Source organism: Ensifer sp. NM-2, from assembly GCF_003024455.1.
Classification (GTDB): domain Bacteria; phylum Pseudomonadota; class Alphaproteobacteria; order Rhizobiales; family Rhizobiaceae; genus Ensifer; species Ensifer canadensis.
This window is the reverse complement of sequence record NZ_PVZR01000016.1, coordinates 100,475-125,812: the sequence shown is the minus strand read 5'-3', so window position 1 is coordinate 125,812 and position 25,338 is coordinate 100,475. Positions and strand designations below refer to the sequence as shown.

General features: G+C 60.1%; 22 protein-coding genes. 13 read left to right on the top strand and 9 right to left on the bottom strand.

What is annotated here, in order from left to right; translation table 11 throughout:
- Positions 1–87 precede the first annotated feature (87 nt).
- Positions 88–1,074, top strand: a complete 987-nt coding sequence (galE, locus tag C6558_RS26850) for a UDP-glucose 4-epimerase GalE (RefSeq protein ID WP_057206363.1) — start codon at positions 88–90, stop codon at positions 1,072–1,074.
- 40 nt (positions 1,075–1,114) lie between these two features.
- Here galE and C6558_RS26845 read toward each other — a convergent pair whose 3' ends face one another.
- The 5 genes from C6558_RS26845 to C6558_RS40040 form a co-directional block, all read right to left on the bottom strand.
- Positions 1,115–2,116, bottom strand: coding sequence for an acyltransferase (locus tag C6558_RS26845; RefSeq protein ID WP_025428855.1), 1,002 nt, complete (start codon positions 2,114–2,116; stop codon positions 1,115–1,117).
- 14 nt (positions 2,117–2,130) lie between these two features.
- Complete coding sequence (locus C6558_RS26840; RefSeq protein WP_107027957.1) at positions 2,131–3,414, bottom strand: O-antigen ligase; 1,284 nt, start codon at positions 3,412–3,414, stop codon at positions 2,131–2,133.
- 112 nt (positions 3,415–3,526) lie between these two features.
- Positions 3,527–4,729, bottom strand: coding sequence for a polysaccharide biosynthesis/export family protein (locus C6558_RS26835; RefSeq protein WP_272502213.1), 1,203 nt, complete (start codon positions 4,727–4,729; stop codon positions 3,527–3,529).
- 144 nt (positions 4,730–4,873) lie between these two features.
- Positions 4,874–5,554, bottom strand: a complete 681-nt coding sequence (locus C6558_RS26830) for a sugar transferase (protein ID WP_025428858.1) — start codon at positions 5,552–5,554, stop codon at positions 4,874–4,876.
- A 304-nt stretch (positions 5,555–5,858) separates the two neighbouring features.
- Positions 5,859–6,185, bottom strand: a complete 327-nt coding sequence (locus tag C6558_RS40040; RefSeq protein ID WP_158268964.1) for a hypothetical protein — start codon at positions 6,183–6,185, stop codon at positions 5,859–5,861.
- 152 nt (positions 6,186–6,337) lie between these two features.
- Between C6558_RS40040 and C6558_RS26825 the strand changes: the two genes are divergently transcribed.
- Together C6558_RS26825 and C6558_RS26820 are read left to right on the top strand one after the other, a co-directional pair.
- On the top strand, positions 6,338–6,622 hold the full coding sequence (locus C6558_RS26825; RefSeq protein WP_025428859.1) for an exopolysaccharide production repressor protein: 285 nt from the start codon (positions 6,338–6,340) through the stop codon (positions 6,620–6,622).
- 152 nt (positions 6,623–6,774) lie between these two features.
- Positions 6,775–7,797, top strand: a complete 1,023-nt coding sequence (locus tag C6558_RS26820) for a glycosyltransferase family 2 protein (RefSeq protein ID WP_057206443.1) — start codon at positions 6,775–6,777, stop codon at positions 7,795–7,797.
- A gap of 44 nt (positions 7,798–7,841) precedes the next feature.
- Here C6558_RS26820 and C6558_RS26815 read toward each other — a convergent pair whose 3' ends face one another.
- Positions 7,842–8,792, bottom strand: coding sequence for a polysaccharide pyruvyl transferase family protein (locus tag C6558_RS26815; RefSeq protein ID WP_025428861.1), 951 nt, complete (start codon positions 8,790–8,792; stop codon positions 7,842–7,844).
- Between the two features lie 85 nt (positions 8,793–8,877).
- The gene (locus C6558_RS26810) at positions 8,878–9,843 is read right to left on the bottom strand and encodes a glycosyltransferase family 2 protein (RefSeq protein ID WP_107027956.1); all 966 of its coding nucleotides are present in this window, start codon (positions 9,841–9,843) and stop codon (positions 8,878–8,880) included.
- A gap of 124 nt (positions 9,844–9,967) precedes the next feature.
- Here C6558_RS26810 and C6558_RS26805 point away from each other — a divergent pair, with 124 nt between their 5' ends.
- From C6558_RS26805 to C6558_RS26765, 9 genes are all read left to right on the top strand, one after another.
- On the top strand, positions 9,968–11,452 hold the full coding sequence (locus C6558_RS26805) for a lipopolysaccharide biosynthesis protein (protein ID WP_057206441.1): 1,485 nt from the start codon (positions 9,968–9,970) through the stop codon (positions 11,450–11,452).
- A gap of 410 nt (positions 11,453–11,862) precedes the next feature.
- The gene (locus tag C6558_RS26800; RefSeq protein ID WP_057206354.1) at positions 11,863–12,978 is read left to right on the top strand and encodes an acyltransferase; all 1,116 of its coding nucleotides are present in this window, start codon (positions 11,863–11,865) and stop codon (positions 12,976–12,978) included.
- 2 nt (positions 12,979–12,980) lie between these two features.
- The gene (locus C6558_RS26795; protein ID WP_025428865.1) at positions 12,981–13,763 is read left to right on the top strand and encodes a glycoside hydrolase family 16 protein; all 783 of its coding nucleotides are present in this window, start codon (positions 12,981–12,983) and stop codon (positions 13,761–13,763) included.
- 105 nt (positions 13,764–13,868) lie between these two features.
- On the top strand, positions 13,869–15,071 hold the full coding sequence (locus C6558_RS26790; RefSeq protein WP_025428866.1) for a glycosyl transferase family 1: 1,203 nt from the start codon (positions 13,869–13,871) through the stop codon (positions 15,069–15,071).
- On the top strand, positions 15,068–16,066 hold the full coding sequence (locus C6558_RS26785) for a glycosyltransferase family 2 protein (RefSeq protein WP_025428867.1): 999 nt from the start codon (positions 15,068–15,070) through the stop codon (positions 16,064–16,066). The genes C6558_RS26790 and C6558_RS26785 overlap by 4 nt, the downstream gene beginning before the upstream one ends.
- A gap of 17 nt (positions 16,067–16,083) precedes the next feature.
- A complete protein-coding gene (locus C6558_RS26780) occupies positions 16,084–17,010 on the top strand; it encodes a glycosyltransferase family 2 protein (RefSeq protein ID WP_025428868.1) in 927 nt (308 codons plus the stop codon).
- Positions 17,007–18,023 (top strand): glycosyltransferase family 2 protein, encoded by a 1,017-nt coding sequence (locus C6558_RS26775; RefSeq protein WP_025428869.1) that lies wholly within the window; start codon positions 17,007–17,009, stop codon positions 18,021–18,023. Before C6558_RS26780 ends, C6558_RS26775 begins: the two co-directional genes overlap by 4 nt.
- A 4-nt stretch (positions 18,024–18,027) precedes the next feature.
- Positions 18,028–18,933: a UTP--glucose-1-phosphate uridylyltransferase gene (locus tag C6558_RS26770; protein ID WP_025428870.1), complete on the top strand. Its 906-nt coding sequence runs from the start codon at positions 18,028–18,030 to the stop codon at positions 18,931–18,933.
- A 71-nt stretch (positions 18,934–19,004) separates the two neighbouring features.
- Entirely contained in the window at positions 19,005–21,362 is a 2,358-nt protein-coding gene (locus tag C6558_RS26765) for a Wzz/FepE/Etk N-terminal domain-containing protein (RefSeq protein ID WP_025428871.1), read from the top strand.
- Positions 21,363–21,492: 130 nt separating this feature from the next.
- On the opposite strand, the gene C6558_RS26760 is transcribed toward C6558_RS26765, so the two are convergent.
- A complete protein-coding gene (locus C6558_RS26760) occupies positions 21,493–22,947 on the bottom strand; it encodes a TrkH family potassium uptake protein (protein ID WP_107027955.1) in 1,455 nt (484 codons plus the stop codon).
- Positions 22,948–23,212: 265 nt separating this feature from the next.
- Between C6558_RS26760 and C6558_RS26755 the strand changes: the two genes are divergently transcribed.
- A complete protein-coding gene (locus tag C6558_RS26755; RefSeq protein WP_057206350.1) occupies positions 23,213–23,455 on the top strand; it encodes a hypothetical protein in 243 nt (80 codons plus the stop codon).
- Positions 23,456–24,147: 692 nt separating this feature from the next.
- Here C6558_RS26755 and C6558_RS26750 read toward each other — a convergent pair.
- A complete protein-coding gene (locus C6558_RS26750) occupies positions 24,148–25,287 on the bottom strand; it encodes an IS110 family transposase (protein WP_371412304.1) in 1,140 nt (379 codons plus the stop codon).
- Positions 25,288–25,338: the final 51 nt, after the last annotated feature.

Here is a 25,338-nt window from a genome sequence, read left to right as displayed (position 1 = left end):
GTGAAACGCTTCAAGAGGCATTGACAATTCGGCCATTGTTCATTGAAAACTTTGCCAATTCCTTCCAAGCCCGAGATTGAGATATTCATGACAAATAACAAGGTTCTTGTCGTCGGCGGCGCCGGCTATATCGGATCGCACACCTGCCTTCAGCTTGCGTCCAAGGGGTTCGAACCCGTGGTCTACGACAATCTGTCGAACGGCCACGAGGAGTTCGTCAAATGGGGCGTTCTCGAAAAGGGCGATATCCGCGACCGCCAGCGTCTCGATGAGGTGCTTGCGCGCCACAAACCGCGGGCGATCCTGCATTTCGCCGCGATGATCGAGGTCGGGGAATCCGTCAAAGATCCGGTCTCGTTCTACGACAACAACGTCATCGGGACCTTGACCCTTCTGTCGGCAGCACTGTCCGCCGGCATCGAAGCCTTCGTGTTCTCGTCGACCTGCGCCACCTACGGCCTGCCGGAGAGCGTGCCGATCGACGAACAGCACCGCCAGGCCCCGATCAACCCCTATGGCCGCACGAAGTGGGTCTGCGAGCAGGCATTGAAGGACTATGGCCAGTACAAGGGCCTGCGCTCGGTCATCTTGCGCTATTTCAACGCCGCCGGTGCCGACCCGGAGGGGCGGATCGGCGAGTGGCATGAACCCGAGACCCACGCGATCCCGCTGGCAATCGATGCCGCGCTCGGCCGCCGCGACGGCTTCAAGGTCTTCGGCACGGACTACGACACCCGCGATGGCACCTGCGTACGCGACTATATCCACGTCCTCGACCTCGCCGACGCCCATGTCCGCGCCGTCGAATACCTGCTTGAAGGCGGCGACAGCGTCGAACTCAATCTCGGTACGGGAACCGGCACGACGGTGAAGGAGCTGCTGAACGCCATTACCGATGTCTCGGGCCGCAGCTTCGGCATCGACTATGTCGATCGCCGCGAGGGAGATTCGACCACGCTTGTCGCAAACAACGACAAGGCTCGCGAAGTCCTCGGCTGGGAGCCGCAATACGACCTGGCGGCGATCACGCGCACGGCCTGGAACTGGCATTCCCGCCGCAACCAGGGCGCCTGACATCGGGCACCTCGGCTGATCGCACCCCAGGCTTAGATGCCTAGGATGCCTCGCGTACCCGGTTCAGAGGCAATCTGGAGCGGGTGCGTCGAATGAGCGGACGCTCGATCAGGAGATAGGCCGCAACACCAGCCAGCGAGCCGGCGGCCAGAGCGCAGAGCAGCGTCAGCACTGAATCCAGCCCGATCATCGCCGCAGCCTTGACGACGACCGATATGGCGAAGGTGTGCCAGAGGTAGATCGAATAGGAGGCATCGCCGAGCAACGTCGGTAATGTCCATTTTTGAAACCAGCCGCCGGCTTCAAGCGCAAGAGTGCCGACGACGAGCATGACCGCCAGCGGGCCTAATATTCTTTCGTCAAACGGCAGGCGCAGGACGGCAAGGGCTGCAAATCCGGTGAATGCGCCAAGGACAAGCACAATGCCGAGGCCTGGCCCGGCGGTCCTGCCCCGCAGCCAGAACTCGGCGACAATCATGCCGGCGACAAATTCCAGGATGACCGGGCGCGTATAGGTCAAAATCAGCGCGTTTTGCGTAGTGATCGTGAGGCCGAGCAGCACCAGCGACACAAACAGCGCTGCCATCACCGGTAGCCGGCGGTCCCTTGGCAGCATCAAAGATGCCGCAAAGACGACGTAGAAGAACATTTCGAAATTGAGTGTCCAACCTTGCACGAGCACCGGCCAGATCTCGCCGCTGCTGGGCGAACGCACGGGAATGAACATCAAGGACGCCAGGATATGCCCGAGCGTCAGCACGAGGTTCGGGAAGAGGCCGACAACGCCACCGCCGATCATCACCAGGGTCGCGAGCCAATAGATCGGCGCAATCCGACGTAGCCGCTCTCTAAGGAATGCCAGCGGCGCAACCGGGCGTCGGTCGCTGATCACCCACATGATAAAGCCGCTGATGACGAAGAAGACGTCGACCCCGGCTGCGCCGATCGCGAAGTGATGGCCTGTCCGTTCGGCTGCATGAAAGAGCACGACCCCCAGCGCCGCAAGCGCACGCAGATACTGGATGCCGTGGATGGTTTTCATCGGCGTTGGTGCCATCAGAACCTCAGCTGCGGATGATGGCTCGCCAACACCCTGCCCTCTGCAAGGCGCCGCTCGGTGACGACGCGCCGGCCTTGCCTTATCGTCAGCTTGCCGGCTGCGAAGTAGAGCAGGAAGGAACCGACGTGATAGGGATTCATGATGTCGATTTCGACAAATGCCCGCACGAAAAGCAGCATGGCGACGCCGAAGAGCACCGAGGATTCGATGTGATGGTCATAGGCGAGCAACCGTTTGATATGGCCAAAGACAGTGACCAGAAGCACGGTGCATAGGAGCACGAGCCCGATTGCTCCGGTCTCCACCATCGCCTCGATGAAGGTGTTGTGGAAGTGGAAGCCCGAGCGGGTGGCGATGAAGAACTCTTCCCAGAGACGTTCGGATTCGGAGAAGCCCTGGACCCAATAGGCCTGGTAGCCCACCCCGACGACAGGCGAGGATAAAGCGGCGTGTATCCCTTGCTGCCAAAGGTAGGTTCGCCCCGTAAGCGTGGAATCCTTGCCGAAGAGGCCGAGAACGAGGTCGACGCCGCCGCCATAGGTCGCAGCGATGGCGGTGATCCCGCCGACGACAACAGCACCTAAGAACAGTCCCTTGCGATGACCGGGCGACAGCATGCCCACGGCGCGCATGCCGAGCCAGCAGCCAACGATGGCGACGGCCGTCAGAACCGACGTCGCCGATTGCGAGGCAAGCAGCGAATAGGCTGATATCAGCCCAACGGCCCCGGCGGCGGCGAGCCAAAGCCCGCGTTCCCTGAGCGCGACTGGGGCGATGAAGGCGAAGTAGATCCCGAGTGAGGCGTAAAAGCCAAGCTGGTTCTTCGAGGAAAAGGCGCCGACAAAGCTGAACGTACCGTCGAGCGGATCGAGGTGGTAGACGCCGAACAGCAGCGAATAGGTGAGCACGATACCGACGCCCGCCAGTGCGCCGCGCACGAGCGTGCGGATGTCGATCGTGCGCATGGCAATCAGCGCGCAAACGACATGCGAGAGATACTGAACTCCCGTCCTTGCCGTCATCCCGGGCGCTGCCGACCAGAAGACGGAAAGGCAGGCAAAGACGGCGAAGGCAAGGATCCAGATATATCTGCCGTAATTGCCGAGCACGCTTCGATAGTCGACGAGCACCAACGGCAGCCACAGCGCATAGTAGACAAGGATCGACGCCTGCCCGAACCGCGAGGAATAGGCAAAGACGAAGAACGATATCGCCAGCGCAAACGTACCGTAGGCCTGGTTTGCACCAGGAGAAACGAGGCTTGCCTTGGAAATCCTCATCACGATTCCTTAGAGCGTAGCCGGGTTAAACAGAGTCACAGAAACGCTCCATCTCTTTATTTCCAAGCATTTCCTGACGGAAAACCGCTTCGCACTTTTCCTTGGAAAGGCTCTAGCGCATCGCCAGATTGGCTTCGACCTTGATCACGTCGCCCGGCAGCACCGGCGTGTTCTCGTCGGCGGCAATCTGTTGCGCCTTGCCATCCTTTTCACGGACGATCGAATAGCTGATGACAGCGTCCGACATGTCGTCCTTGGACTGTGCCGCCTCGGCCGATTGCAGCAGCGCCTCGGTCATGAGGTCGCGACTGGTACCAAGTTTGATGGACAGCGTATCGAGCTCAGCTTCGGTGTTCTGCAGGTCCTGGGCAAGCTGGGCATCCCAATCGTTGCGCAGGTTGGTATCGTCCTGGGTGGCCTTGCTGACATCCTGCTTTGCCTTCAGAGACGCCGTGTCGATATCCAGAACAGCTGACTGCAGCTCCGCCACGCGCTGTTCCAGCGCGAGCTTGCGCGCGCTCAGCGCCAGCCCCTTTTCGGCAAGCCCCTCGATCTTGTCCCGGTCCTCGATCACCAGATCCAATTGACGGTTCTGCGTTTCTGACTTTTTCGCCAGTGCCTGGATTTCGCTTTCGAGCAGAGACTTGAGATCGGCCAGCGACGCCAGCTGGCGTTTCTGCCTTTTGTCGCGCGAAACCATCAATGCAGTCTCGCTTTCAAGCAAGCCGGCGACGTCAGGCGCGTCCTTCAAGTCCTTCGGCAATTCGATCTTTTCCTTGCCGGCGATCTCCGCCTGCAGGCGCGCGCGCCGGATAAGCAACCGGTTGCGTTCGGAGACCTGCACGCTCGAATCTCCGCGTGCGTTGATGTAGTCGCGTGCGAAGCGCTGTCCGCTTTCCGAACGTCTCAACCCGCCGCCAAGGCTGACGGCCTTGAGGACCGTCAGGTTCGGCACGTAAGGGTACTCACCGGGCTTCTGGATTTCTCCGGAAAGATAGACCGGACGATACTGCGCGAGCTCGACCGACGCCGAAGGCCGATCACGCAGGCCGAACAGCGTCTGCATCTTGAGGCCGATCGCCTCGCTCATCTCGTTGGTCGTTTTGCCCGCCGCCGGCAGATCGCCGATGAAGGGGATGGAGACCATGCCGGAGGCACCAACGGTGTATTCGCCGCTGACCACCGACCAGTCGCGCACAGCACCTTCTGCGGTCTGCCATTCGGCCACGCGGATCTTCAACTTGTCCATGACCCCGAGATGGTACTCGTCGGCATGGACAGGCAAGGTGCCGAACACAGTTATGGCCGCCAGCATGGCGACCTTCAGAGAATACGGCTTTCGGAGGGAGATACGCGATCTCCCCTTGGCAATTTGATGTTTCATTACGGTTTCCCGGTTGCTGGTCGCGCGCGCCGGCGTCCGACGACGAGGTCGTCAGGCTCCGTGGCGCAGCGTTTGTCAGTAGCTGCCGCGAGAAAAGCAGACTGCGGGGATCGTCTTGACGACGATGAAAAAGTCGCGGATCAGCGACCAGTTCTGTACGTAGTGCGTGTCGAAGGCGACGCGGGCGGCATAGGAAACGTCATTCCTGCCGCTGATCTGCCACAGGCCGGTAAGACCCGGGCGAGACTGCAGATAGAACACGGCTGCGGCGTCGTAGAGTTCGAGTTCGTCTTCCACGACAGGTCGCGGGCCGACGATGCTCATCTCACCACGGATGATGTTGATCAGCTGCGGCAACTCGTCGAGGCTGAGTTTGCGCAGAACGCTGCCGACAATGGTCACGCGCGGGTCGTCCTGAAGCTTGCGCGTCGCACGCCATTCCTCGTAGGCGGCCGGATTGTTGCGGAGATAGTCCTGCAAGAGCCGATCTCCGTCTGCCCGCATCGTGCGGAATTTCAGGCAGCGGAATGCACGGCCGTTATGGCCGATACGGCGGTGACCGTAAAAAACGGATCCGCCATCGGAAAACTTGACGAGCATCATCAAGAGCAGGAAGAGCGGACTGAGAAAGACGAGAGCCAGTGAAGCGGTAAAAATATCGAAGCCACGCTTCGATATTCCTCCTACCGGACGAAATGCTCCCGACTCTGCGGTACTGAAAAACGGCGAATTGGCCGATCGAGTCGCAGACTTCATAGAGAAGACTCCATTTACGTTGGCGATTGGTCGGTCCCCTGTGGGGGCGCACTCGTATCCAAGAATGAGTGTATGGTTAGAATTTGGTTTTTAAAGGCGAAATGATGGCCGGTGCCGTGCCCGCGGTTCGCGGACGTATATCATCGATCGCGAATATGTAATATTTCTTCGGGACCGAAGATCATCTATTCATGGCGAGCCAAGTGGCTTCCAGTCGATTTCGATGTAGTTCGCGGGCAAACCGAATTTACTCATGAAAAAATTGACCTTACCTTGAACTAGTGATGTTTGCTTTCGTCTTGCATCAGAAGATTTTCCCGCCCTGTAAATTGAAATCCGTCAACTTCACGGGCGCTTTTTGCGGCGCAGCATTCTTTTGCACTGCACGCACAAATCCTTCACAAACGCGAATCTTGTAACAAAAGTTGATAACAAAGTGAGAGCGAGGCCAACTTCGAGACGAGCGAAACAGGGCGAAACCCACGGAGGGTGGAATATCGAGCGACACATTTCGCCCCGTTAAACCCCGACCAAACTCGATACGGCCGGCCGCAAACTGATTCCTTGCATCCGCCCCACGCCGGGCAATCAACGGAATTTGATCGGAGGCGGCCTGTTCTAAAGGCGACATAAACATTTTAGGGGCTATAGCGGCTCATATTGCATCTGCGGTTATTGTCGGTTGAACCGAGGGATAACCGCCAATATATTGAAACCCTGTGGTGGGAAGGGCCTTAGCTCATATGGAGACACCAACAACAGCCCCGAAGGCAAGGTAGCGCGATGTTCGCACCACGCGTCTTTGCGAGCATGATTGGCGCTTTGGCGGTCTTTGCCATCGTCACCTATCTGCTGAACGGTTCGCTTACCTCGACCCTTATTCAAACCTTGGTCTGCGCCGTCCTGATGCAGGTCGGCTATTTCCTGGCTGTTGTCTTTCTCGTCTGGAAGAAGGCGCGCGAACGCGACAGGCAGGCGGCCGAGAACGCACGCGCAACGACCGATGAAAAACAGGCGGGTAAGGTTTCGCCGGGGCGCTTGAACAGGCCGGGTCACTTCAACCCGTAGGGCACGATGGGAAACTCCCCTCGCCCTCCGCAATGCCCACAACAAAAATGTCAACGTTTTGACGCGGTTGCGACATGATCCCGTTGCATCGTGCGGTGGGCCGGCAAGGAATACCGATGCCGGCCATGCCCGACGTAACGCTGGAGGCCACAATGACCGCAGCTGCAACGATGGACGTTTGTGTCATCATCGCCGCAAAAAATGCCGCCGAAACGATCGCAAGGGCCGTCGCTTCGGCGCTAGCCGAGCCGGAGACTGCCGAGGTCATCGTCATCGACGACGGCTCGACCGACGCGACTGCATCAGCCGCCCTGTCCGCTGCCGATGACACCGGACGATTGAACATCGTGCGATTTGAGAAAAACAGGGGGCCGGCTGCAGCGCGAAACCACGCGATCTCGATCAGCCGCTCGCCTATCCTCGCCATCCTCGATGCCGACGACTTTTTTCTGCCCGGCAGGCTGGCCAAGCTTCTTGAGGTTTCGGATTGGGATTTTGTCGCCGACAACATCGCCTTCATGGACGAGAGGGCTGCCGCCAGCGCTGCGGCCGACGTCGGCCGGTTCCAACCGGAGCCGCGCCTTCTCGATCTCACCGGCTTCGTCGAAGGTAATATCTCGCGCCGCGGTGTCAGGCGTGGCGAGATCGGTTTTCTCAAACCCCTCATGCGGCGTGCGTTTTTGTCCAGCTATCAACTCGCCTACAACGAGACCCTCCGCCTCGGTGAAGACTACGACCTCTATCTGCGGGCGCTTGCCAAAGGTGCACGCTACAAGATCATCCACAGCTGCGGCTATGCGGCGATCGTGCGTGGCAATTCGCTTAGCGGCAGTCACCGCACCGAGGACCTGAAGCGCCTTTACGAGGCCGACCGTGCCATCCTCGCCGACAATCAATTGAGTGCAGAAGCGACGGCCGTGATCCGCCGGCATGAACGCCACATCCGGGGACGTTACGAACATCGGCGCTTTCTCGACCTGAAGCGCGAGGGCGGCCCGATCGCCGCCGTCACCTACCTGCTCGGCAAGCCGGGGGCAGTTCCGGCAGTCGCCGGTGGGATCTTTGCCGATAAGACCGAACGTATGCGACCGGGCAAGCCGGACGCTCCGGTGGGGCTCGGCGGCTCGGGGCGGCTGCGCTACCTGCTGCCGGCTTCCGCTGAGTTGAGCCAATGATAGGCTAAACGGCGCCCGCTCGGGGCGCCGCTTGATCTCAGCCCTTAGAGATAATCGCGACGAACCGTATCGAGTACGTCGCGGAAGCGTGCCTTGCGTTCGGCCAGGACGCGGTCTTCGCTCAATTGCGGCTGCGCTCTGCTTGCCTGCCACAATGCTAGCGTCGACGGCGCCGCCAGAAGCTGCTTGGCCGCTCCACGCAAGAAAGTTTGCCTTGGCTGCGTCGCGCTGACGACGAGGTCTCCGTCGATCTGTCGCCGGTTCGGGTCTTCACCATAGGTCTCGGCGACATCAAAACCCATGCCCCAGAACCGGGTTCCCTTGATCATCGCTTCCGCCCGGCTTGAAACCGGGACATGGCGAGGGCGATAGGTGACCCCGACCGTCCGGGCCCAATCGTTCCATTTGAAGCTGTTGATGCTGTTCGATGTCGAGACTGCGACCCACGGAACGCGAAAGGCGTCCGCCAGGATCGCACCGTGCATCGATTCTGCTACGATCAGTTCGGACTGCGCGATCTCCCGGATCACGGCTCCGGCCTCTCCGCGTGGGTCGATGTAGTGCAGGCCGACCGTGCCGCATGTCGTTGGCCACATGCCGGCAATCGCACTCTCCCAATGGGGCACGAAGCTATGCTTATGGATCTTGGGCAAGTTCTGGAACTCCGGCATTTCGGCGACCATCACGGCCGGGTCAACAATGCCGCGTTCGGGTTCGATACCGACCTTTTCGGCCGTCAGCGGGCCGCGCACACAACGAATGTCCCATTCCGCCGTATCGCGCATATCTGGAAGCGTGCCATAGCCAAAGCCGCTGCCAAGCACCAATTTTCGCATGCCGTCAGGTAATAACGCTCGATTGAGCACCGTACCGACGCCGACGAGCAGAATGTCGTCATGGCTGTCGCGGAAACCAGGCAAGAGGAAATCCCAGAGCCAAAGATTGAGGTCGTCTCCAAAATTTCCGTGATGTGATTCCCAGTAATAGGGCTTCATAAGCGGTCCCTTCTCTCAAATAAAAATGTGTCCGGCGCCGCAAGCGACGGGTCTTTCTCCCTCCTGAGGGATGCTGTCTTCGTGATCAGCGTTGCGGTGATAGTTTGCCGACGGCCAGTTCAAGCGCGCTTTGCAGCAATTTCGGATCGCGCCATACCCAGCGCGCAAGCAGCCTGAATTGTGGCGGCTTCTTGCGACGCAGTCGCCGTGCCTGGCTCCATAGGGCCTGGCGGCGGGCCGTATGCTGGTAGGAGCGGATCGAGGCGATTTCCTGCGGCCGGCGCAAAAACCTGCCCTCAAGCGTTTCAAGCGCCACGAAAGTGTTGAACTGCTGCTGCAGAAATTCCGGCGAATCGTTGTCGATCGAATGGAAAATGTTGATGCCCTCGCCGCGTTCCGCACCCGCGGCATCGCAAAGCACCACACGCCGCGCCGACAGCACGCAATCGCAGAAGAACAGCACGTCCTCGGCTGCCAGCCGGAGTGCGGCGTCGAAGCGGATCGTCTCGAACAGCGAGCGCCCGATCACCATGCAGGAAAGGTGCAGAAAGCTCCAATTCCTCAGCATGACGTTGGATAGATCGGGGATTTCCACGACCAGCGGGCTCTCCTGCAGCCGGATGCAGGTATCGCTCTTCAGGAGATCGGCGACGCCAAAATGATAGTAGAAGGCATCGCCACCCGTTATCGACGCCCAATAACAATCGGCATCGAATCGCGTCAGGCTTTGATAGGCATTTCTCAGGTGATCCGGTGTCCAGACGTCGTCGGAATCAAGGAATGCCACGAACTCGGAATCTTGAGGAACATTGTCGAGCCCGGTGTTGCGTGCGCCGCCCGGTCCCTGGTTGGGTTGGCGCACGATCGTGATGCGCTCGCGCATGTCTTCACTGAGCGGCGCCAGCTCCTCATCAACAGGATAAGGAGATTGATCGTCGACGACCAAAACATGGAAGTCCTGAAAAGTCTGGGCGAAGACGGACGAAAGCGCCCGCCGAAGGATGCCCGGCTCCTTCTGGTAGTAAGGTATAATAATCGTCAGCTTTGCCATCTTTTCGCCCCTGCGGCTTCTCTACAAAGAGTCTTGCGTGGTCTCCTCCCACTGGGTCGCGGCCGTATGTCTATCGCTTGTCCTTTGTCATTCATTCTTTCAAAGGGCTCACGGGATGTTCGCCATGCCCTCAACCGTCAATGCCAAATCCGTCACCCGTAACGTCGGCTGGAGCGTGCTCTCAAAGACAGGCACATTCGGGCTGAAATTTGTCACCGTGCCTATTCTTGCGCGCATCCTGACGCCTGAAGAGTTCGGAACGGTCGCGGTCGCGCTCACCGTCGTGCAATTTCTGGCGATGATCGGCGGCGCCGGTCTGGCCTCCGCGCTGATCATTCAGCGCGACGAGGAAATGGACCTTGTCCACTCCGCGTTCTGGGCGAATCTGGCGATTTCCATGGCAATGGCGCTTGGGCTTTTTGTCTTTGCCGCGCCCCTCGCAACGCTGCTGGGCGCGCCGGAAGCTGCCTACCTATTGAAGATCATGAGCCTGCTCATCCCGCTTCAGCTTGGCGGCGATGTCGCCTATGCGCTCCTCGCCCGGCGCATGAATTTCAGCAAGGATGCCGCCTGGAGCATGATTTCGGAGACGCTCGGCGCTCTCGTCGCCGTTGCCATGGCGCTCGTCGGGTTCGGCGTGTGGTCGCTCCTCGGGCAGCTCTTCGTATCGGCGTTGATCCGTCTTTTCGGGCTCTATTCCGTCTCCGGCTACGTGCCGAGGCTGGTTTTTTCGTTTCAACGCGTATGGACGTTATGCCGCTTCAGTCTCGGCATGATGGGCTCCGAAATCGCCAATTTCATCACCTTCCAATCGCCGATGGTGGTGATCTCCCGCTATCTCGGCCTTTCTGATGCCGGTGCCTATTCCGCCGCCAACCGCTTCTCCAGCATTCCAAACCAGATCGTGCTTTCGGCTGTCATGGGTGTGCTTTTCCCCGCCTTCAGCCATATGGGCGAGGATCGCGAGCGCCGGTCGCAGGCGTTGATGCTGAGCACGCAGGTCACCACAGTGCTGCTTGCTCCGATGATGTTCGGGCTGTGGGCGCTCGCCGAACCAGCGATGCTCGTCCTCTTCGGTAGCCAATGGGCAGCGGCCTGGCCGGTTCTCGGCCTTCTGGCTTTGTCCAAGGGCATCCTGACCCCCTGCAGCACCTACGTACCCTATCTCAAAGGCATCGGCCAGGGCGCCATCCTGTTCTGGTGGGCTGTGATCCGAGCTGTCATCACCACCGGCGCGGTCGCCTATGGGGCGATCAACGGCTCGCTGATCGACGCGATGATCGCGCTTTGCATCGTCAACGTTCTGACGCTGGTCGGATATTCATGGGTGGTATTCCGGGCCGACCATATGCCGTTCGTGAGAGGCTTCTTCGTCTCAACGCGGCCGATGTTTGCGGCCTTTGCCATGGCGCTTGCCGTGCGTTTTCTGCTCGAGCGATTCGGCCCCCTGGTTCCCAACGCCATCTTGCAGGTGCTGATCGGGGCTGCCATCGGCGGTCTCATCTATCTCATTCTGATGGTTCTGACCGAGCGGCAGTTGCTGGTGAAACTACATCGGATGATCCGCCAGCGCGGCGCGGTGGGTGTTTCGCCAGAACCTGCGGAATGATCGTAAATGGCGAGCTCGGCCCTGCCTTACACTCGCCGCAATTCGCGCCGCCGGCAGCAAAAAAACTCCGATTTGACAATGATCAACGAAAAAAATCTGCAATTTTTGATCGCAATTAATCGGCGTGCGTTCAATCACAGACTTTGGTTCATGAGAATATGAACATATTCCGCAACATGCGACAATACGTGCGCTTTTAAGGATTGAAGGGGTCGATTCCCTGTTGTTTTGCCGCTAACTCGAAATGTGGCGAATGCTGCACCGCAACAAATCATGGCTGATTCTTTTGTTGCAGCGCCATATTTTTATCCACGCCCCTGCCCTAGTTTAATCGATGCGGGCTCTAGTCTGCTCTGTTGAAACGGCGCCGAAAATGACGCTGGCAGATAGGAGTGACGGATATCGTGGCTATGGACGCGAACATTTCCTCGCGGATCAATTTGATGCGCATCGTGCTGATCTCGGGCATCGTCTTCGTACATGTGCCGCATGATCCGCAAACCAGCCCGTTCCTGGGAACCTATGGGTTTCTGGACTGGCTGCGCGTGTTTTTGGGCGACAGCCTGTTTCGCGTCGGCGTTCCCTGCCTCAGCGCGATCTCGGGCTATCTCATGTTCCGACGCGGTCTGGATACGTTCGATTATAAGAAGACGCTTCGGACCAAGGCGCGCACGGTGCTGCTTCCCTTCCTTCTGTGGAACTTCGCGTTTCTCGCACTCGTCTATGTGGCGCAGCTCAAGAATATTGGCTTCGGCTACCTTCCCGATGTGGTCAATGCCACGCCACGCGAATGGCTGAGCCTTGCTTTCGCGCTTGAGGCGCTGCCGATCAACGTTCCACTCTACTTTCTGCGCGATCTGCTGCTATGCATCCTGCTCTCGCCATTGTTGGCCTGGCTGATCAAGCGCTATCCGCTGCAAACGCTTGGCGTTCTGCTCGCCTTCGCCGTGCTTCCACTGCCGAATGGCATCTTCCTGAAGAAATCCATCCTCTTCGGCTTCTGCACCGGTATCTATCTGAGCCTGCATCGCATCGATACCAAGCTGCTCGACCCCTATGCCCGATCGATCACCGCCGTTTTCCTCGCCGCCGCTGTCGCGCTCTCGATCGTTCTTTACCAGACGGGTCCGGAGTTCCCGGTCTGGGTCGATATGCTGCGCAGCCTGACAGCACTTTCCGGAATCGTCGGATCCTGGGCCGTTTCAGCGCTTCTCGTGCGCACCCGGCTCGGCGAACGCCTGGCGCGTACCGGTGGCCTCAGCTTCTGGATCTTCTGTGCCCATTACCCCCTGCTCATCGTTTCCTGGATGGTCTGGAATCGCACCGAGATCGCCGACTATCGCCTGTTCTATTTCACGATCCCGTTCATCACGATCGCCATTCTCGTTGCCGCGCATGGGCTTGCCAAGCGCCTGGCACCGGGCCTCACCGCCGTCCTGACCGGCAGCCGCACCGGCTCCTCCCAAGCCAACGCGCGCCCGGATACCGGCCGTCGCTCCGACTACTCGCCACAGCAAAGGACCTGACCATGAGATCGATCAGACCTCACCGCCTCGCCCTTCTCACATGTCTCGCCACCGGCCTTGCCGGCTCCGCAATGGCACAGGAAGGTGCCACCGGCACGTCGTTCCTCGACAACTTCGACACGCTCGACACCGGCCACTGGTATGTTTCGGATGGCTGGAACAACGGGCCGCACCAGAACTGCACCTGGTCGAAGGAGCAGGCGGTGGTCGTTGACGGCATCCTTGAACTGAAGTTCGAGGAGGGCAAGACAGGCGAACGCAACTATGCCTGCGGCGAGGTCCAGACCCGCAAGCGGTTCGGCTATGGGACCTACGAAGCCCGCATCAAGTCCGCCGACGGATCGGGGCTGAACTCAGCCTTCTTTACCTATATCGGTCCTGCCGACAAAAAGGCGCATGACGAGATCGACTTCGAAGTGCTCGGCAAGAACCCGGCAAAGGTGCAGCTCAATCAGTACGTCTCCGCCAAGGGCGGCAACGAGAAGCTCGCCGACGTACCGGGCGGCGCCAACCAAGGCTTCAACGACTACGCCTTCGTCTGGGAGAAGGAGCGTATCCGTTACTACGTCAATGGTGAACTGGTTCACGAAGTGACCGATCCCGCCAAGATCCCGTCCAACGCCCAGAAGATCTTCTTCAGCCTGTGGGGCACCGACACCCTCAGCGATTGGATGGGCACCTTTAACTACAAGGGGCCGACAGCGCTGCAGGTTGACCGGATCGCCTTCACCGCACCCAACGACAAGTGCCAGTTCGCCGAGTCCGTCGCCTGCAAATTGAACTGAGGACGGCACAACGCCGCCGCATCCGTGCATCGCAACGCCACCGTTGCGATGCACGATTTCTTGAATCAAGCTTGGCTCGGGCTAAGCACGAAAACGGATGTTTTCATGCTGCAGATACTTTATTTCGCGCAGGATCTGGCTGACCCCGCGGTTCGCCGTCGAATCCTGATGTTGAAGGCAGGCGGTGCGCGCGTGACGCTGGCCGGCTTTCGCCGGGGCGCGAACGCACTGGCCGCGATCGAGGGCATCGATCCGATCGAGCTCGGCACGACGCGCGACGGTCGCTTTGCCCAGCGGGTCTCAGCGATCACCAAGGCCTGCCTGTCGCTACCCGCCAAGCTGCGCGCGGTCGGCCGGCCCGACCTGATCATCGCCCGCAACCTCGACATGCTCGCCGTCGCCAACAAGGCGGTTTCCATGTTCGGCGGTGATGTCCCTATTGTCTATGAATGCCTCGACATTCACCGCCTGCTTCTGCGCAAGGACGTGGCTGGACGCGCCATGCGCGCCAGCGAAGCCTATCTCGGACGCAATGCGCGGCTTTTGATCACCAGTTCTCCCGCCTTCGTCGAGCATTATTTCCGCCCACTCTCCGGGTTGGAGACGCCAGTCATGCTGCTGGAGAACAAGGTGCTGGAGCTCGGCGATCGAGATTGCCTGCAGGTTTCCGCGGCCCCCACAGCGCGACCAGACGGCCCCTGGCGGATCGGCTGGTTCGGTGCGCTACGCTGCCGCAAGTCGCTCGAACTGCTTTCGACGTTCTCGCGCCGCATGGAGGGCCGTTTCGAGATCGTACTACGCGGCCGGCCCGCCTATTCCGAGTTCGACGATTTCGACGGTTTCATTCGCAATGAGCCGCACATGACCTTCCACGGCGCTTACCGCAGCCCGGAAGACCTCGGCGCGATCTACGACGAGATCGATTTCACCTGGGCGATCGATTTTTTCGAGGAGGGCCAGAACTCCAAATGGCTGCTTCCGAACCGGCTCTATGAGGGCTGCCGACACGGACGGGTTCCGATCGCCATGCGCGGCACGGAGACGGCCCGTTTTCTGGCGGTCCGCGGTCTTGGTTTTCTGCTTGATGAACCCGAGCCGGACAACCTCGTTTCGCTCCTTGGAGCGGTCGATGCCAACAGCCACGCCGATGCGTCTGGGCGGGTTGCCGCCTGCAACACCGACACCTGGGTCTTTCGCCACACCGATTGCGAGAACCTCGTGAGGCGCCTTTCGGCAATTGCATCGACGGCCCCCGAGCCCGCGACGCCCCTTTCTCAAGCCCGTCAAAACGAAGGTGGTTTGTCATGAACACAACAGATCTGACGTCGACGCGCAGCCTGATCGTCATCCCCTGCCTCAATGAGGCCGAACATATCGAAGCTCTGGTGGACAAGCTTCGTCCGTCACTGGCGCCACTTAATGCTGTCATCCTGATTGCCGACGGCGGCAGTACCGATGGCACCCGCGAAATCGCAGCGCGGCTGGCCCAAGGCGATCCGTCCGTCCTGGCGCTCGATAATCCCAAGCGCATCCAGAGCGCCGCAATCAATCTTGCGGTGGCCGAGTATGGCTCATCCTTCGACTTTCTGATCCGCATCGATGCGCATGGCACCTATCCTGATGATTATTGCCAGAAGCTCGTCGACGAAGTGATCGCAACCGGCGCCGACTCCGTCGTCGTTGCCATGGAGACAGTCGGCTTCACGCCGTTTCAGAAGGCGACGGCCTATGCCCAGAATTCCAAGCTCGGAAATGGCGGCGCCAAACACCGGCTCGGGGCCACAAGCCATTGGGCCGACCACGGCCATCATGCGCTGATGCGCATTGCAGCCTTCAAGGCGATCGGCGGTTACGACGAGAGCTTCAGTCACAACGAAGATGCCGAGTTCGACTATCGGTTCCGCAAGGCCGGCTATCGCATCTGGATGACCGACAGAACGAGCATGGTCTATTACCCCCGGGCAAAGATCGGGCCGCTGTTTCGGCAGTATTTCAGCTACGGCCGCGGGCGAGCCCGCAACGTGCTGAAGCATCGCGTCGCGCCAAGCCTGCGTCAATTGTTGCCGCTCGCCGTGGCACCGATCGCAATCGGCGCCCTGCTCGCCGTCATCAACTGGGTCGCCGCCGTGCCGGTCGTACTTTGGGCTGCAGCTTGCATCGGCTACGGGGCCTGGATGGCGCTCGGCCAGAAAAACCCCTACGGCCCGCTGGCAGCGGTTTCGGCCATGGTGATGCATTTCGCCTGGTCCGCCGGTTTCTGGCGCGAGCTGCTCGACCTTCGCAACAGGCGGGTCGCACCATGATCGAGGCAACGAAGAAAATGGCCGCCGGCCTTCGGGTCGACATCGCGGTCTGCACGTTTCGCCGGCGAGAGCTTGCCGAAACCCTGCGTTCGCTGGCTGCCATTACCGTGCCGGATGGGACGGCAATTCGGATCATCGTCGCCGACAACGATCTACAGCCAAGTGCCGAAGGTCTTGTCGACGCATTGAGGTCGGAAATTCCCTTCGGGATCGACTATGTGCATTGCCCGGCGAGCAACATCTCGATCGCCCGTAACGCCTGCCTTGATAACGCATCGGGCGACTACCTCGCCTTCGTCGATGACGACGAAACGGTTGCTCGCGAATGGCTGGTGCGTCTGCTGGAGACGGCCTCAGCCACCGGGGTCGAGGCGGTTCTCGGCCCGGTCCGAGCCGAATATGACCTTTCGGCGCCGTCCTGGATGCGCCGCGGTGACTTCCACTCGACGCGACCCGTCTGGGTCGGCGGCGAGATCATAACGGGCTACACCTGCAACGTCTTGCTCGATCGAAAAACGCCGGCACTTGCCGGCCGGCGTTTCAACCTCGCGCTCGGCCGAACCGGCGGTGAAGATACGGAATTCTTCACCCATATGCACAAGGCCGGCGGCCGTCTGGCCTATGCGTCGGATGCCCTGGTCTACGAAATAGTGCCGGAAAAGCGCGCCAGCTTCCAATGGTTGGCAAAACGACGCTTTCGCTCGGGTCAGACTCATGGACGCCTGCTCGCACAGGCCTCGGCAGGCAGCGGAAAAGCCGTCGAGATCGTTCGTGCCGCCGCCAAGTCCGGGTATTGCGCTGCCGCAAGCCTCATCCTGCTCGCCTCGGCAGTTGCGCGTTCTCGCTATGCCCTGCGTGCCGTCATGCATGCCGGCGTCGTCAGCGGCCTTTTCGGCGTTCGCGAGCTCGAGCAATACGGCACATCGGAAGTGGCGGCGCCATGACGACAACCAATCCAGATGTCAGCTTCGTCATCGCGGCCTTCAAGGCGGCTGATACGATCACGCGCGCAATCGACAGTGCGCTCGCCCAGGAAGATGTCTCGGTCGAAGTCATCGTCGTCGACGATGCGTCGCAGGACAATACGGCGGCTGTCGTCGAGGCTATCGCCGATCCGCGTATCCGGTTGATTCGACTTCCGGCCAACCGGGGGCCTGGCGGCGCGCGCAACGCCGGTCTCGACGCAGCCCGCGGCGAATGGGTCGCCATCCTCGATGCCGACGACACGGTTCGCCCCGGAAGACTTGCACGAATGATCGCACGGGCACGCCGCGAAAGCGCTGATATCGCCGTCGACAATCTGGAAGTCCTGAACCTTGATGGCCGGCGCGAACGGATGTTTGACGACACGACGCTTGAGAATACACCTGTTCTCACCCTTGCCGCCTTCATCGAATCCAACGTGCTTTTCCGGTCGACCTATAATTTCGGCTACATGAAGCCGATCTTCGAGCGCCGCTTTCTCGAAGAGATCCGCCTGCGCTTCAAGGAAGAGATCCGCATCGGCGAAGACTATATCCTGCTGGCCTCGGCCCTTGCCGAAGGCGGACGCTGTGTCGTCGATCCGTCCTCCGGCTATCGTTATCACATCCGCGAAGGCTCCATCTCGCGCGTGCTGGAACTGCGCCACATCGATGCGATGATCGCCGCTGACACAGATTTCCTCGGCACCCACGCCATCGACGCGAGCGCGATGGCCATGCAGCGCAAGCGCAGCCGCAGCCTTTACGAGGCGCGCGCCTTCTTGGCACTCGTTGAACACATCAAATCCAGATCGCTGGGCGGCGCCATCAGAACCGCGCTCTCCAGCCCTCGCGCGCTCCGGCATCTCAGGATGCCGATCGCCGTGCGACTGCGCCGCCTGGTTGCGCCGCTGTCGCGCTTGAAGCCCGCCACAATGACGGTGGCGGCTGAACGATCCACCTCGGGCAAAAGCCCTCACACGAGAAAAGGATAATGCCATGGACCGTATCAGAACTGTCAGAAAAGCAGTTATTCCGGTTGCCGGCAACGGCACGCGTTTCCTTCCCGCGACCAAAGCTGTGCCGAAAGAGATGCTGACGATCGTCGATCGTCCGGTCGTGCAATATGCCGTCGATGAAGCCCGCGAGGCCGGCATCGAGCATATCGTCTTCGTCACCAGCCGTAACAAGCAGGCGATCGAAGACCACTTCGACGATACGCCCGAGCTGATTTCGTCGCTGACGCGCTCAGGCAAAAACGCCCAGATTTCCGAGCTCGAGGCCATGTTGCCCAAGGCCGGCTCCGTGAGCTTCACCCGGCAACAGGCGCCGCTCGGCCTCGGACATGCCGTGTGGTGCGCGCGCGACCTGATCGGCGACGAGCCTTTTGCACTGCTTCTGCCCGACATGCTCTCCTATGGCGCGCGCGGCTGCATGGCCGGCCTGATGGATCTCTATCGTCAAACCGGAGGCAATGTCGTCGGCGTCGAACAATGCGCGCCGGAGGATGCCTCCAAATACGGCATCGTCGGCAAGGGAACGTCCGTCTCGCATGGTTTCGCGGTCACCGAAATGGTCGAAAAGCCGAAAGCGGGAGAGGCGCCCTCGAATTTCTACCTCAACGGTCGCTACGTTCTCCAGCCTGAGATTTTCGGCATTCTCGCTCGACAGCAGCGCGGCGCCGGCAACGAAATTCAGCTGACAGACGGCATGCTGAAACTGTCCAAGGATCAGGCGTTCCACGCCCACCCCTATGATGGCAGAACCTTCGATTGCGGCTCCAAGCATGGGTTCATCGAGGCGAACGTCGCCTTTGCTCTTGCTCGTTCGGATATCGGCGATCTGGTCTACGAATCCGTCAGGGACATGGTTTTGTCTCACGAAGGCCGCATCCGCGCGGCATAAACCCGGTTTCCGGCGCCCCGAGATGTGGGGGCGCCGGCCGATAGCTATATGGAAACGGACAGAGCGACCCAATGAAACAAAGAAGTCTACCGTTCAGTAGCGTATTGCCCCGCGAAGCCGAGGAAACCGATGGCTTCATCGACCTTGACCGGCTTTTTTCGGTGGTGGTTCGTCGCGGCAAGACAGTCGGGCTGTTCGTTGCCCTGTTCGTCGTTCTCGGCGGTGTCTACCTGCTTTTCGCCACGCCGAACTATACCTCGATGACGCAGATCCTGCTCGACGAGAACCTCTCGAAATTCGCGGAAGAAGAGGCTTCGCCACAAAACAGCCAGCTGCTCGACACCCAACTTGCCAGCGCCGTCGAGATCCTCAAATCAGGCGAATTGGCTCTGCGCGTCGTCGACAAGATCAACCTTGCCGACAACGACACGATCGTCAATCCGCCACGCTCGGCTTTCGCTGTGGTCAAGGATTGGATGAAGTCGATCACCGGTGTGTTTACGGGCGGTTCTGCGGTTTCGGAAGAGGCCGCACGCAGCGGCCGGCGACAGAAGGCAGCCGCGCTTATCCAGCAGGGCCTCGCCGTCGAACGCGTCTCGCGAAGCTCGGTCGTTGCCCTTGCCTACCGTTCGAGCGATCCGCAGCTGGCAGCGCAGGTGGTACGCGCCTATGCCGATTCCTACCTGACCGACCAGTTGAACGCCAATTTCGAGGCGACCGAACGGGCATCCGTGTGGTTGCAGGAGCGCCTTGCCGACCTGAGGCAGCGATCCCAGGTCGCTTCGCTTGAGGTCGAGCAATACCGCACCGACAACGGGCTGACCTCGGCGCGGGGAGAACTGATGTCCGAGCAACAGCTCGCCGATCTCAACAGCCAGCTGATCATCGCCCAGGCCGACACGGCCTCCGCTTCGGCCCGCTACAAGCAGTTTCAGGCGATCGTCGAACAGGGCCCTGAAAAGGCCGTCGACAATGCGACGATCTCGTCGAAGGACGGCGACAATTCGGTGATCCGCGACCTCAGGACCCGCTATCTGACCGTCAGCAAACGCGAGCAGGAGGTGACCCAAAGCTTTAGCGCCGATCATCCCCAGGCGGTATCGCTGCGGGCGGAGAAGAACGATATCGGCCGCCAGATCTATCAGGAACTGCAGCAGCTGACCTCGAGCTATCGCAATGAATACGAGGTCGCGCGGTCGCGCGAAGCCTCGTTGCGCGAAAACATCGAGGGAACCACCGGCCGGAACTCCGACGCAAACCGCTCGCTCGTCCATCTGCGCGAACTCGAGCAGAAGGCCGCAGCTCTGAAGACGCTCTATGAATCCTATCTCGGCCGCTATGAGCAAGCCGCACAGCAGCGCTCCTTCCCGATTGCCAAGGCGCGGGTGATTTCCGCAGCCGGCGTACCCGTTTCGCCGTCAAGCCCGAAGAAGACGATGATCCTCGCCCTCTCCGCCGTGCTCGGCATGATGGCAGGTGGGGCGTTTGCGGCGTTTCAGGAATTCCGGGAGCGCACGTTCCGTCTCGAAGGCGACGTCCGTTCGATCCTCGGGCATCGGTCGCTCGGTTATGTCCCGCTGATCGGCCCGCGCCCGACGACAGCCACAGACCATATGCGTGCCCGGTTTGTGAAGGACAAGGGACCGCCCCAACCGGCACCGGAGCCGGTGCCCTTCGAACGCGTCAGCCGCATCGTGCTCGACGCGCCGCGCTCCTCCTTTACCGAGACGTTCCGCAACGCCAAGCTCGCCTGTGACCAGATGCTGCATGGAAATGCCTGCCGTGTGGTCGGCATTGTGTCGGCGGTTCCCGATGAAGGGAAATCGATCGTCGCTGCCAATTTTGCCGCCCTTCTCGCCGCCAGCGGCAAGCGGACGCTGCTGATCGATGCGGATATCCGCAGGCCCGGCCTCAGCAAGATGATCACGCCGGCGCCCAAGACCGGTCTTGTCGAGGCGCTAACCGGCGAGACATCCTGGCCGGCCGGCATCAAGATCGACCACAAGACGAAGCTTGCGATATTCCCGGTCGGTGGCGAAGCCACCAACCACTACCCGCATGACAGCCACGAGCTGCTCGCCTCGCCGGCCATGGAGGAATTGATCGCGAACGCGCGCAAGTCCTTCGACTATGTGATCGTCGACCTCGCAGCACTCGCCCCTGTCGTTGATGGCAAGGCGTTTTCGCCGCTTGCCGACGGTTTCCTCTTCGTGGCCGAATGGGGCCGCACACCGTCGCGGCTCGTGCGCGACCTGCTCCACGCCGAACCGCAGATCAACTCGAAGATCCTCGGCGTCATCCTCAACAAGACGGATATGCGGGAATTGGCGAAATACAGCGACTTCGGCGCCGCCGAACACTATCGCCACCGCTTCGAAAAATACTACGTCGACAACTCAGCGACCCGGCGCGAAGCGGAGCCGGTCTGAACCGTATAGGAGCCCAACTCGCTTGGGCTCCTGGAGCATTTCCAGGGCAAGTGCGTAGCGGTTTCCTGTCAAAAAAACAAAGAGATACAGCCGTTTGTGAAATTCCGGTTAAACCGGAAACGCTCGTGCCTTAATCCTTCCAGAACAGCGGCGTCAGGATGACCAGAACGGTCAGGATTTCCAGACGCCCGAGCAGCATCATGACCGACAGCAGATAAAGCGCCGGATCGGACAAGGTAGAGAAGTTTCCAGCCGGCCCGATGATCGGGCCGAGCCCGGCACCGACATTTGAAAGCGCCGTGGCGATCGCCGACGCCGACGTCAAAAGGTCATAGCCAAAGGCGCCCATGGCCATGCTGCCGAAGGCCCAGATCATCATATAGGCCGTGAAGAACAAAAAGACGGTCCGCTGCACGTCGATATCGACCAGTGCCTTGCCGTAGCGCACCGTGTGGATCGCGTTCGGGTAGATGAGCCTAAAGAGCCCTGCCCGAATGGAATTGAAGATGATGATGAAGCGATAGGCTTTCATGCCGCCAGCGGTCGAGCCCGAACACCCGCCCATGAAGGTCGCCGCAAAGGCGAGTGCGACGATGAAGTCGCCCCATAGCATGTAGTCATCGCTGGCAAAGCCTGTCGTTGACAGGATCGACGACACCGTGAAGAACGAATGCGCCAGCGCCTCGTGAAAATCGACGCCGTTTTCCAACCGCTGAAACAAGCTGGCTGCGATCGCGAGCACGGTGAGGTAAGACAGGAACACGATGATCTGCGGATCCTTCAGCGTGTCCAGCCGGCCGCGCACGATAAAGATGATCAGCACGGAAAACGGTAGGCTGCTGACCGTCATGAAGAAGGTAGCCACCCACAGGATCGGCAGGCTGTTAAAATAGCCGAGCGACGCGTCATGGGTCGAAAAGCCCCCGGTCGCAATCGTCGACATCGCGTTATTGATCGCATCGAAGCGATTCATTCCGAGATAGCCGTAGATGATCGCGCAGGTGACCGTCAGGACGATATAGATCAGGATAAAGGCACGCGTGAAGGTGACGATGCGCGCAAACGGCTTCTCGGTGGTATCGGACGATTCCATCTTGAAGAACGACAGTCCGCCGACGCGCAGATACGGCATGACGAACAGCCCGAGCGCGACGATGCCGATGCCGCCGAGCCAATGGAGCAGCGAACGCCAAACAAGAATACCGGGTGGCGCATTGTCCAGACCGGCAATGACAGTTGAGCCGGTGGTGGTGATGCCTGAGACAGACTCAAACAGCGCCTCGGCAAAATCGAGATTGACCGAGGATAGCCAGAATGGAATGGCACCGACAAACGAGACGACGAGCCACAACAGGTTGACGAGCAGAAAGCCCATTTTCCGGTTGAAGGCCGGTGGTCCGCCCTGCGTAGCCGCCACTGTGACCAGCGAAATGCTACCCATCAGACACGCCGAAACAGCGAAAACCTTCCAGTCCCGATGGCCGAAATAGAGATCGACCAGCGCGGGAATGAATATCGCGAGCGAAAGATAGATGCCGACCTTTGCGGCAATGTTGATGGCAGACTGGTAAATGGTCGCGTTCAACGGTCAATGCCCCGGTCTTGGCGGTCCTGGTCCACTCGCCCGCGCGAGTCGCTGTTACCTGCCATCAACATCGGGATTAGCGGCCAGCGTCGACGAACGCAAGTTGGACATCCCTCTTAACGATCACAGCAGTTTTTCCTAGTGTCGACGATTGCTGTGGACCAGAACGCGATCACATCATCGTGCCGCGACAAGTCATCACCTTGACTTATTTCTGCGTGTATAGCCTCATCGAACCGACGCACCCGCAAACTTGAGCACTAAAATGACCCCCGCGCGTTTTACCCAATGCCTACTTGCCCTTCGCTGGACGCCTATCAATCTCGCGAGCGCGCTCCATTGCAATCTAGCGTGGATCGAGGCGATGGAGACCGGCGATGAGAAGGTACCCACCGAACTGGCAACTTGGCTCGAAACTCTGGCAACGACCCACGAGACACTGGGCATCCCCGTGGCCTATCGCGGCAAGGGGCTGGAGCCTGCGAGCAGCCGCGCAGCGCGGCGCTAGCAATCACTGGCACCGAGTTGGCTGCGGCGCAGAATTTCCGCGAGGGGATTGCGCGCGTTCTGTTTCAAGGAGCTTCGCGGCAGCAACATCGCCCGACGTTGTTCACAGCTCGAGCGGCTGGAACGTGGCGCATCGTCGGGGGCACGGTGCCAGCTTGGTAAGAGCGCTTCTGTCAATGCCGCAACACCTGCGTGATTTGATACGCTAGAAATGGTCGCGGCGTTGATACGCCGGATCATAGTCATGTGCCGCTCTCCGGCTCCCTTCGGCCCGATCTGGCAAGGGCGCACGCCTGCGGGCAACCTACGCCTTCGGTGTCGAAGACCGTCACTTGATCGGAGGATGCGCTTCTACTGTAGATCCGAATTTCGGCATCAATCCACTCTCATGTTCGCCTTTTCAAGTCGCAGGCATAGAAATTCTCCCGCCCGATGTTCTCGGACGTCGTGTTTCGTATGAGTGCGTCCTGGGGAAAGCAGGAGGCACGGTCAATGAACGACGGTTGATCATGCTCTGATGCGCGGGTTGGTTACCGCCGGACCTGATGCGTCGCGGAGCGTCCTCAGTCTAGTTGGCAGCGTCGGAATTAAACCGGCTGATAGTGGAAACGAGGGTTCTCCTGCCGTGACCGTGCCCCCAGCCTTGCCCAGGTGCACATGGCTTTCTGATCGGCTCTTCTCCTCCTCGCTGATCTAGACTTTGGCGGTGTTCAACGGGCGCGCGACCTGACATGCAATCGACCAGACGAAGCCCGACAGTTCGCGCGCAATCGCTGTGGTCACGGTCGTGGCTGGCTTTCCGGCCTTCGTGAGCTTGCGATAGCGGCCGCACAGCCGCACCTGCGCTTTCCACGCCGTATCGCGGATCGTTTTTGGAAGCTGCTCCTGGCGCAGCAATTGCTCGCGGCTCACCCTTGCTGGAAACCGGTAGCTCCAGGCCGCCTCGATCAACATGCGGCGTGCGGTTCCGTTCCCCGCTTTCGTAATGCCGCCCTGGCGTCGGGTTGCGCCGCTCGAATGCTCCGATGGCACCAGTCCAAGATACGCCATCAATTGGCGTGGGTTTGTGAAGCGGCTGAGATCGCCCAATTCGGCAATCATCGTTGCTGCGGTCACCAGAGCCATGCCACGCAGCGATTGCAATGCATGGACGACCGGGGCCAATGACCAATCGCCCAACATGATCTCGATTTGCTTCGTCAGCCGATCCCGCCGGTCCGTAGCAGCCTCGATCGTCGCGATATGATCCTCAAGCACAATGTAGTGGGCCGGTTGCGCGAAGCGGAGGCCTGCCAGCCAACGGCGGTGCATCTGCGTCCAGGCTGGACGGCCATAATGGCAGCCATGGCGCAGGAGGAATCCACTGAGCTGCTGGCGCGCCTGTCGCAGGCTGCGCACGGCAGCCAGGCGTGCCCGCACCAGATCGCGCATCGCCTCATGGGCGGGATCGGGGATCCAGACGGCGCTCAGTTCACCAGCGCGATGAAGCCTTGCCAGATTGTTGGCATCTCGACGGTCTGTCTTGATGCGATCGCCCGGCTTTCGCGGGATCAAAGAGGGGGCGACAACCACGCAGTCATGACCTGCGGCAGACAGTTGGCGCTGAATGCCATAGCCGCAGGGTCCTGCTTCGTAGCAAAACTTCAGCGTCCGCCCTGGCTGTGAAAGCTTCGCCAGCATACGGGCCAAGGCCGTTGGCGTGTTTACGATCTGGCCAAACGCGCGCACGTCCCCACGTTTGCCGCCATCAGCGAGCGCGACCGAAATCGTTTCTTTGTGAACGTCCAATCCGACATATGTGATAGTGTCTGCCACGGCCCGTCTCCTATGCATGAGGCTCTGTGCGAGGATAACTCACGCAACCCTCGATACCTGCATATTGTG

What these genes read in the sequence shown, in the direction of transcription:
- C6558_RS26755 (WP_057206350.1), top strand. Translation starts at nt 23,213, where the DNA reads ATGACCCCCGCGCGTTTTACCCAATGCCTACTTGCCCTTCGCTGGACG.
- C6558_RS26800 (WP_057206354.1), top strand. Translation starts at nt 11,863, where the DNA reads ATGGACGCGAACATTTCCTCGCGGATCAATTTGATGCGCATCGTGCTG.
- C6558_RS26770 (WP_025428870.1), top strand. Translation starts at nt 18,028, where the DNA reads ATGGACCGTATCAGAACTGTCAGAAAAGCAGTTATTCCGGTTGCCGGC.
- C6558_RS26840 (WP_107027957.1), bottom strand. Translation starts at nt 3,414, where the DNA reads ATGAGGATTTCCAAGGCAAGCCTCGTTTCTCCTGGTGCAAACCAGGCC.
- C6558_RS26775 (WP_025428869.1), top strand. Translation starts at nt 17,007, where the DNA reads ATGACGACAACCAATCCAGATGTCAGCTTCGTCATCGCGGCCTTCAAG.
- C6558_RS26815 (WP_025428861.1), bottom strand. Translation starts at nt 8,792, where the DNA reads ATGAAGCCCTATTACTGGGAATCACATCACGGAAATTTTGGAGACGAC.
- C6558_RS26830 (WP_025428858.1), bottom strand. Translation starts at nt 5,554, where the DNA reads ATGAAGTCTGCGACTCGATCGGCCAATTCGCCGTTTTTCAGTACCGCA.
- C6558_RS26845 (WP_025428855.1), bottom strand. Translation starts at nt 2,116, where the DNA reads ATGAAAACCATCCACGGCATCCAGTATCTGCGTGCGCTTGCGGCGCTG.
- C6558_RS26820 (WP_057206443.1), top strand. Translation starts at nt 6,775, where the DNA reads ATGACCGCAGCTGCAACGATGGACGTTTGTGTCATCATCGCCGCAAAA.
- C6558_RS26805 (WP_057206441.1), top strand. Translation starts at nt 9,968, where the DNA reads ATGCCCTCAACCGTCAATGCCAAATCCGTCACCCGTAACGTCGGCTGG.
- C6558_RS26765 (WP_025428871.1), top strand. Translation starts at nt 19,005, where the DNA reads ATGAAACAAAGAAGTCTACCGTTCAGTAGCGTATTGCCCCGCGAAGCC.
- C6558_RS26795 (WP_025428865.1), top strand. Translation starts at nt 12,981, where the DNA reads ATGAGATCGATCAGACCTCACCGCCTCGCCCTTCTCACATGTCTCGCC.
- C6558_RS26825 (WP_025428859.1), top strand. Translation starts at nt 6,338, where the DNA reads ATGTTCGCACCACGCGTCTTTGCGAGCATGATTGGCGCTTTGGCGGTC.
- C6558_RS26785 (WP_025428867.1), top strand. Translation starts at nt 15,068, where the DNA reads ATGAACACAACAGATCTGACGTCGACGCGCAGCCTGATCGTCATCCCC.
- C6558_RS26810 (WP_107027956.1), bottom strand. Translation starts at nt 9,843, where the DNA reads ATGGCAAAGCTGACGATTATTATACCTTACTACCAGAAGGAGCCGGGC.
- C6558_RS26835 (WP_272502213.1), bottom strand. Translation starts at nt 4,729, where the DNA reads ATGCTGGCGGCCATAACTGTGTTCGGCACCTTGCCTGTCCATGCCGAC.
- C6558_RS26790 (WP_025428866.1), top strand. Translation starts at nt 13,869, where the DNA reads ATGCTGCAGATACTTTATTTCGCGCAGGATCTGGCTGACCCCGCGGTT.
- C6558_RS26750 (WP_371412304.1), bottom strand. Translation starts at nt 25,287, where the DNA reads ATGCATAGGAGACGGGCCGTGGCAGACACTATCACATATGTCGGATTG.
- galE (WP_057206363.1), top strand. Translation starts at nt 88, where the DNA reads ATGACAAATAACAAGGTTCTTGTCGTCGGCGGCGCCGGCTATATCGGA.
- C6558_RS40040 (WP_158268964.1), bottom strand. Translation starts at nt 6,185, where the DNA reads ATGTCGCCTTTAGAACAGGCCGCCTCCGATCAAATTCCGTTGATTGCC.
- C6558_RS26780 (WP_025428868.1), top strand. Translation starts at nt 16,084, where the DNA reads ATGGCCGCCGGCCTTCGGGTCGACATCGCGGTCTGCACGTTTCGCCGG.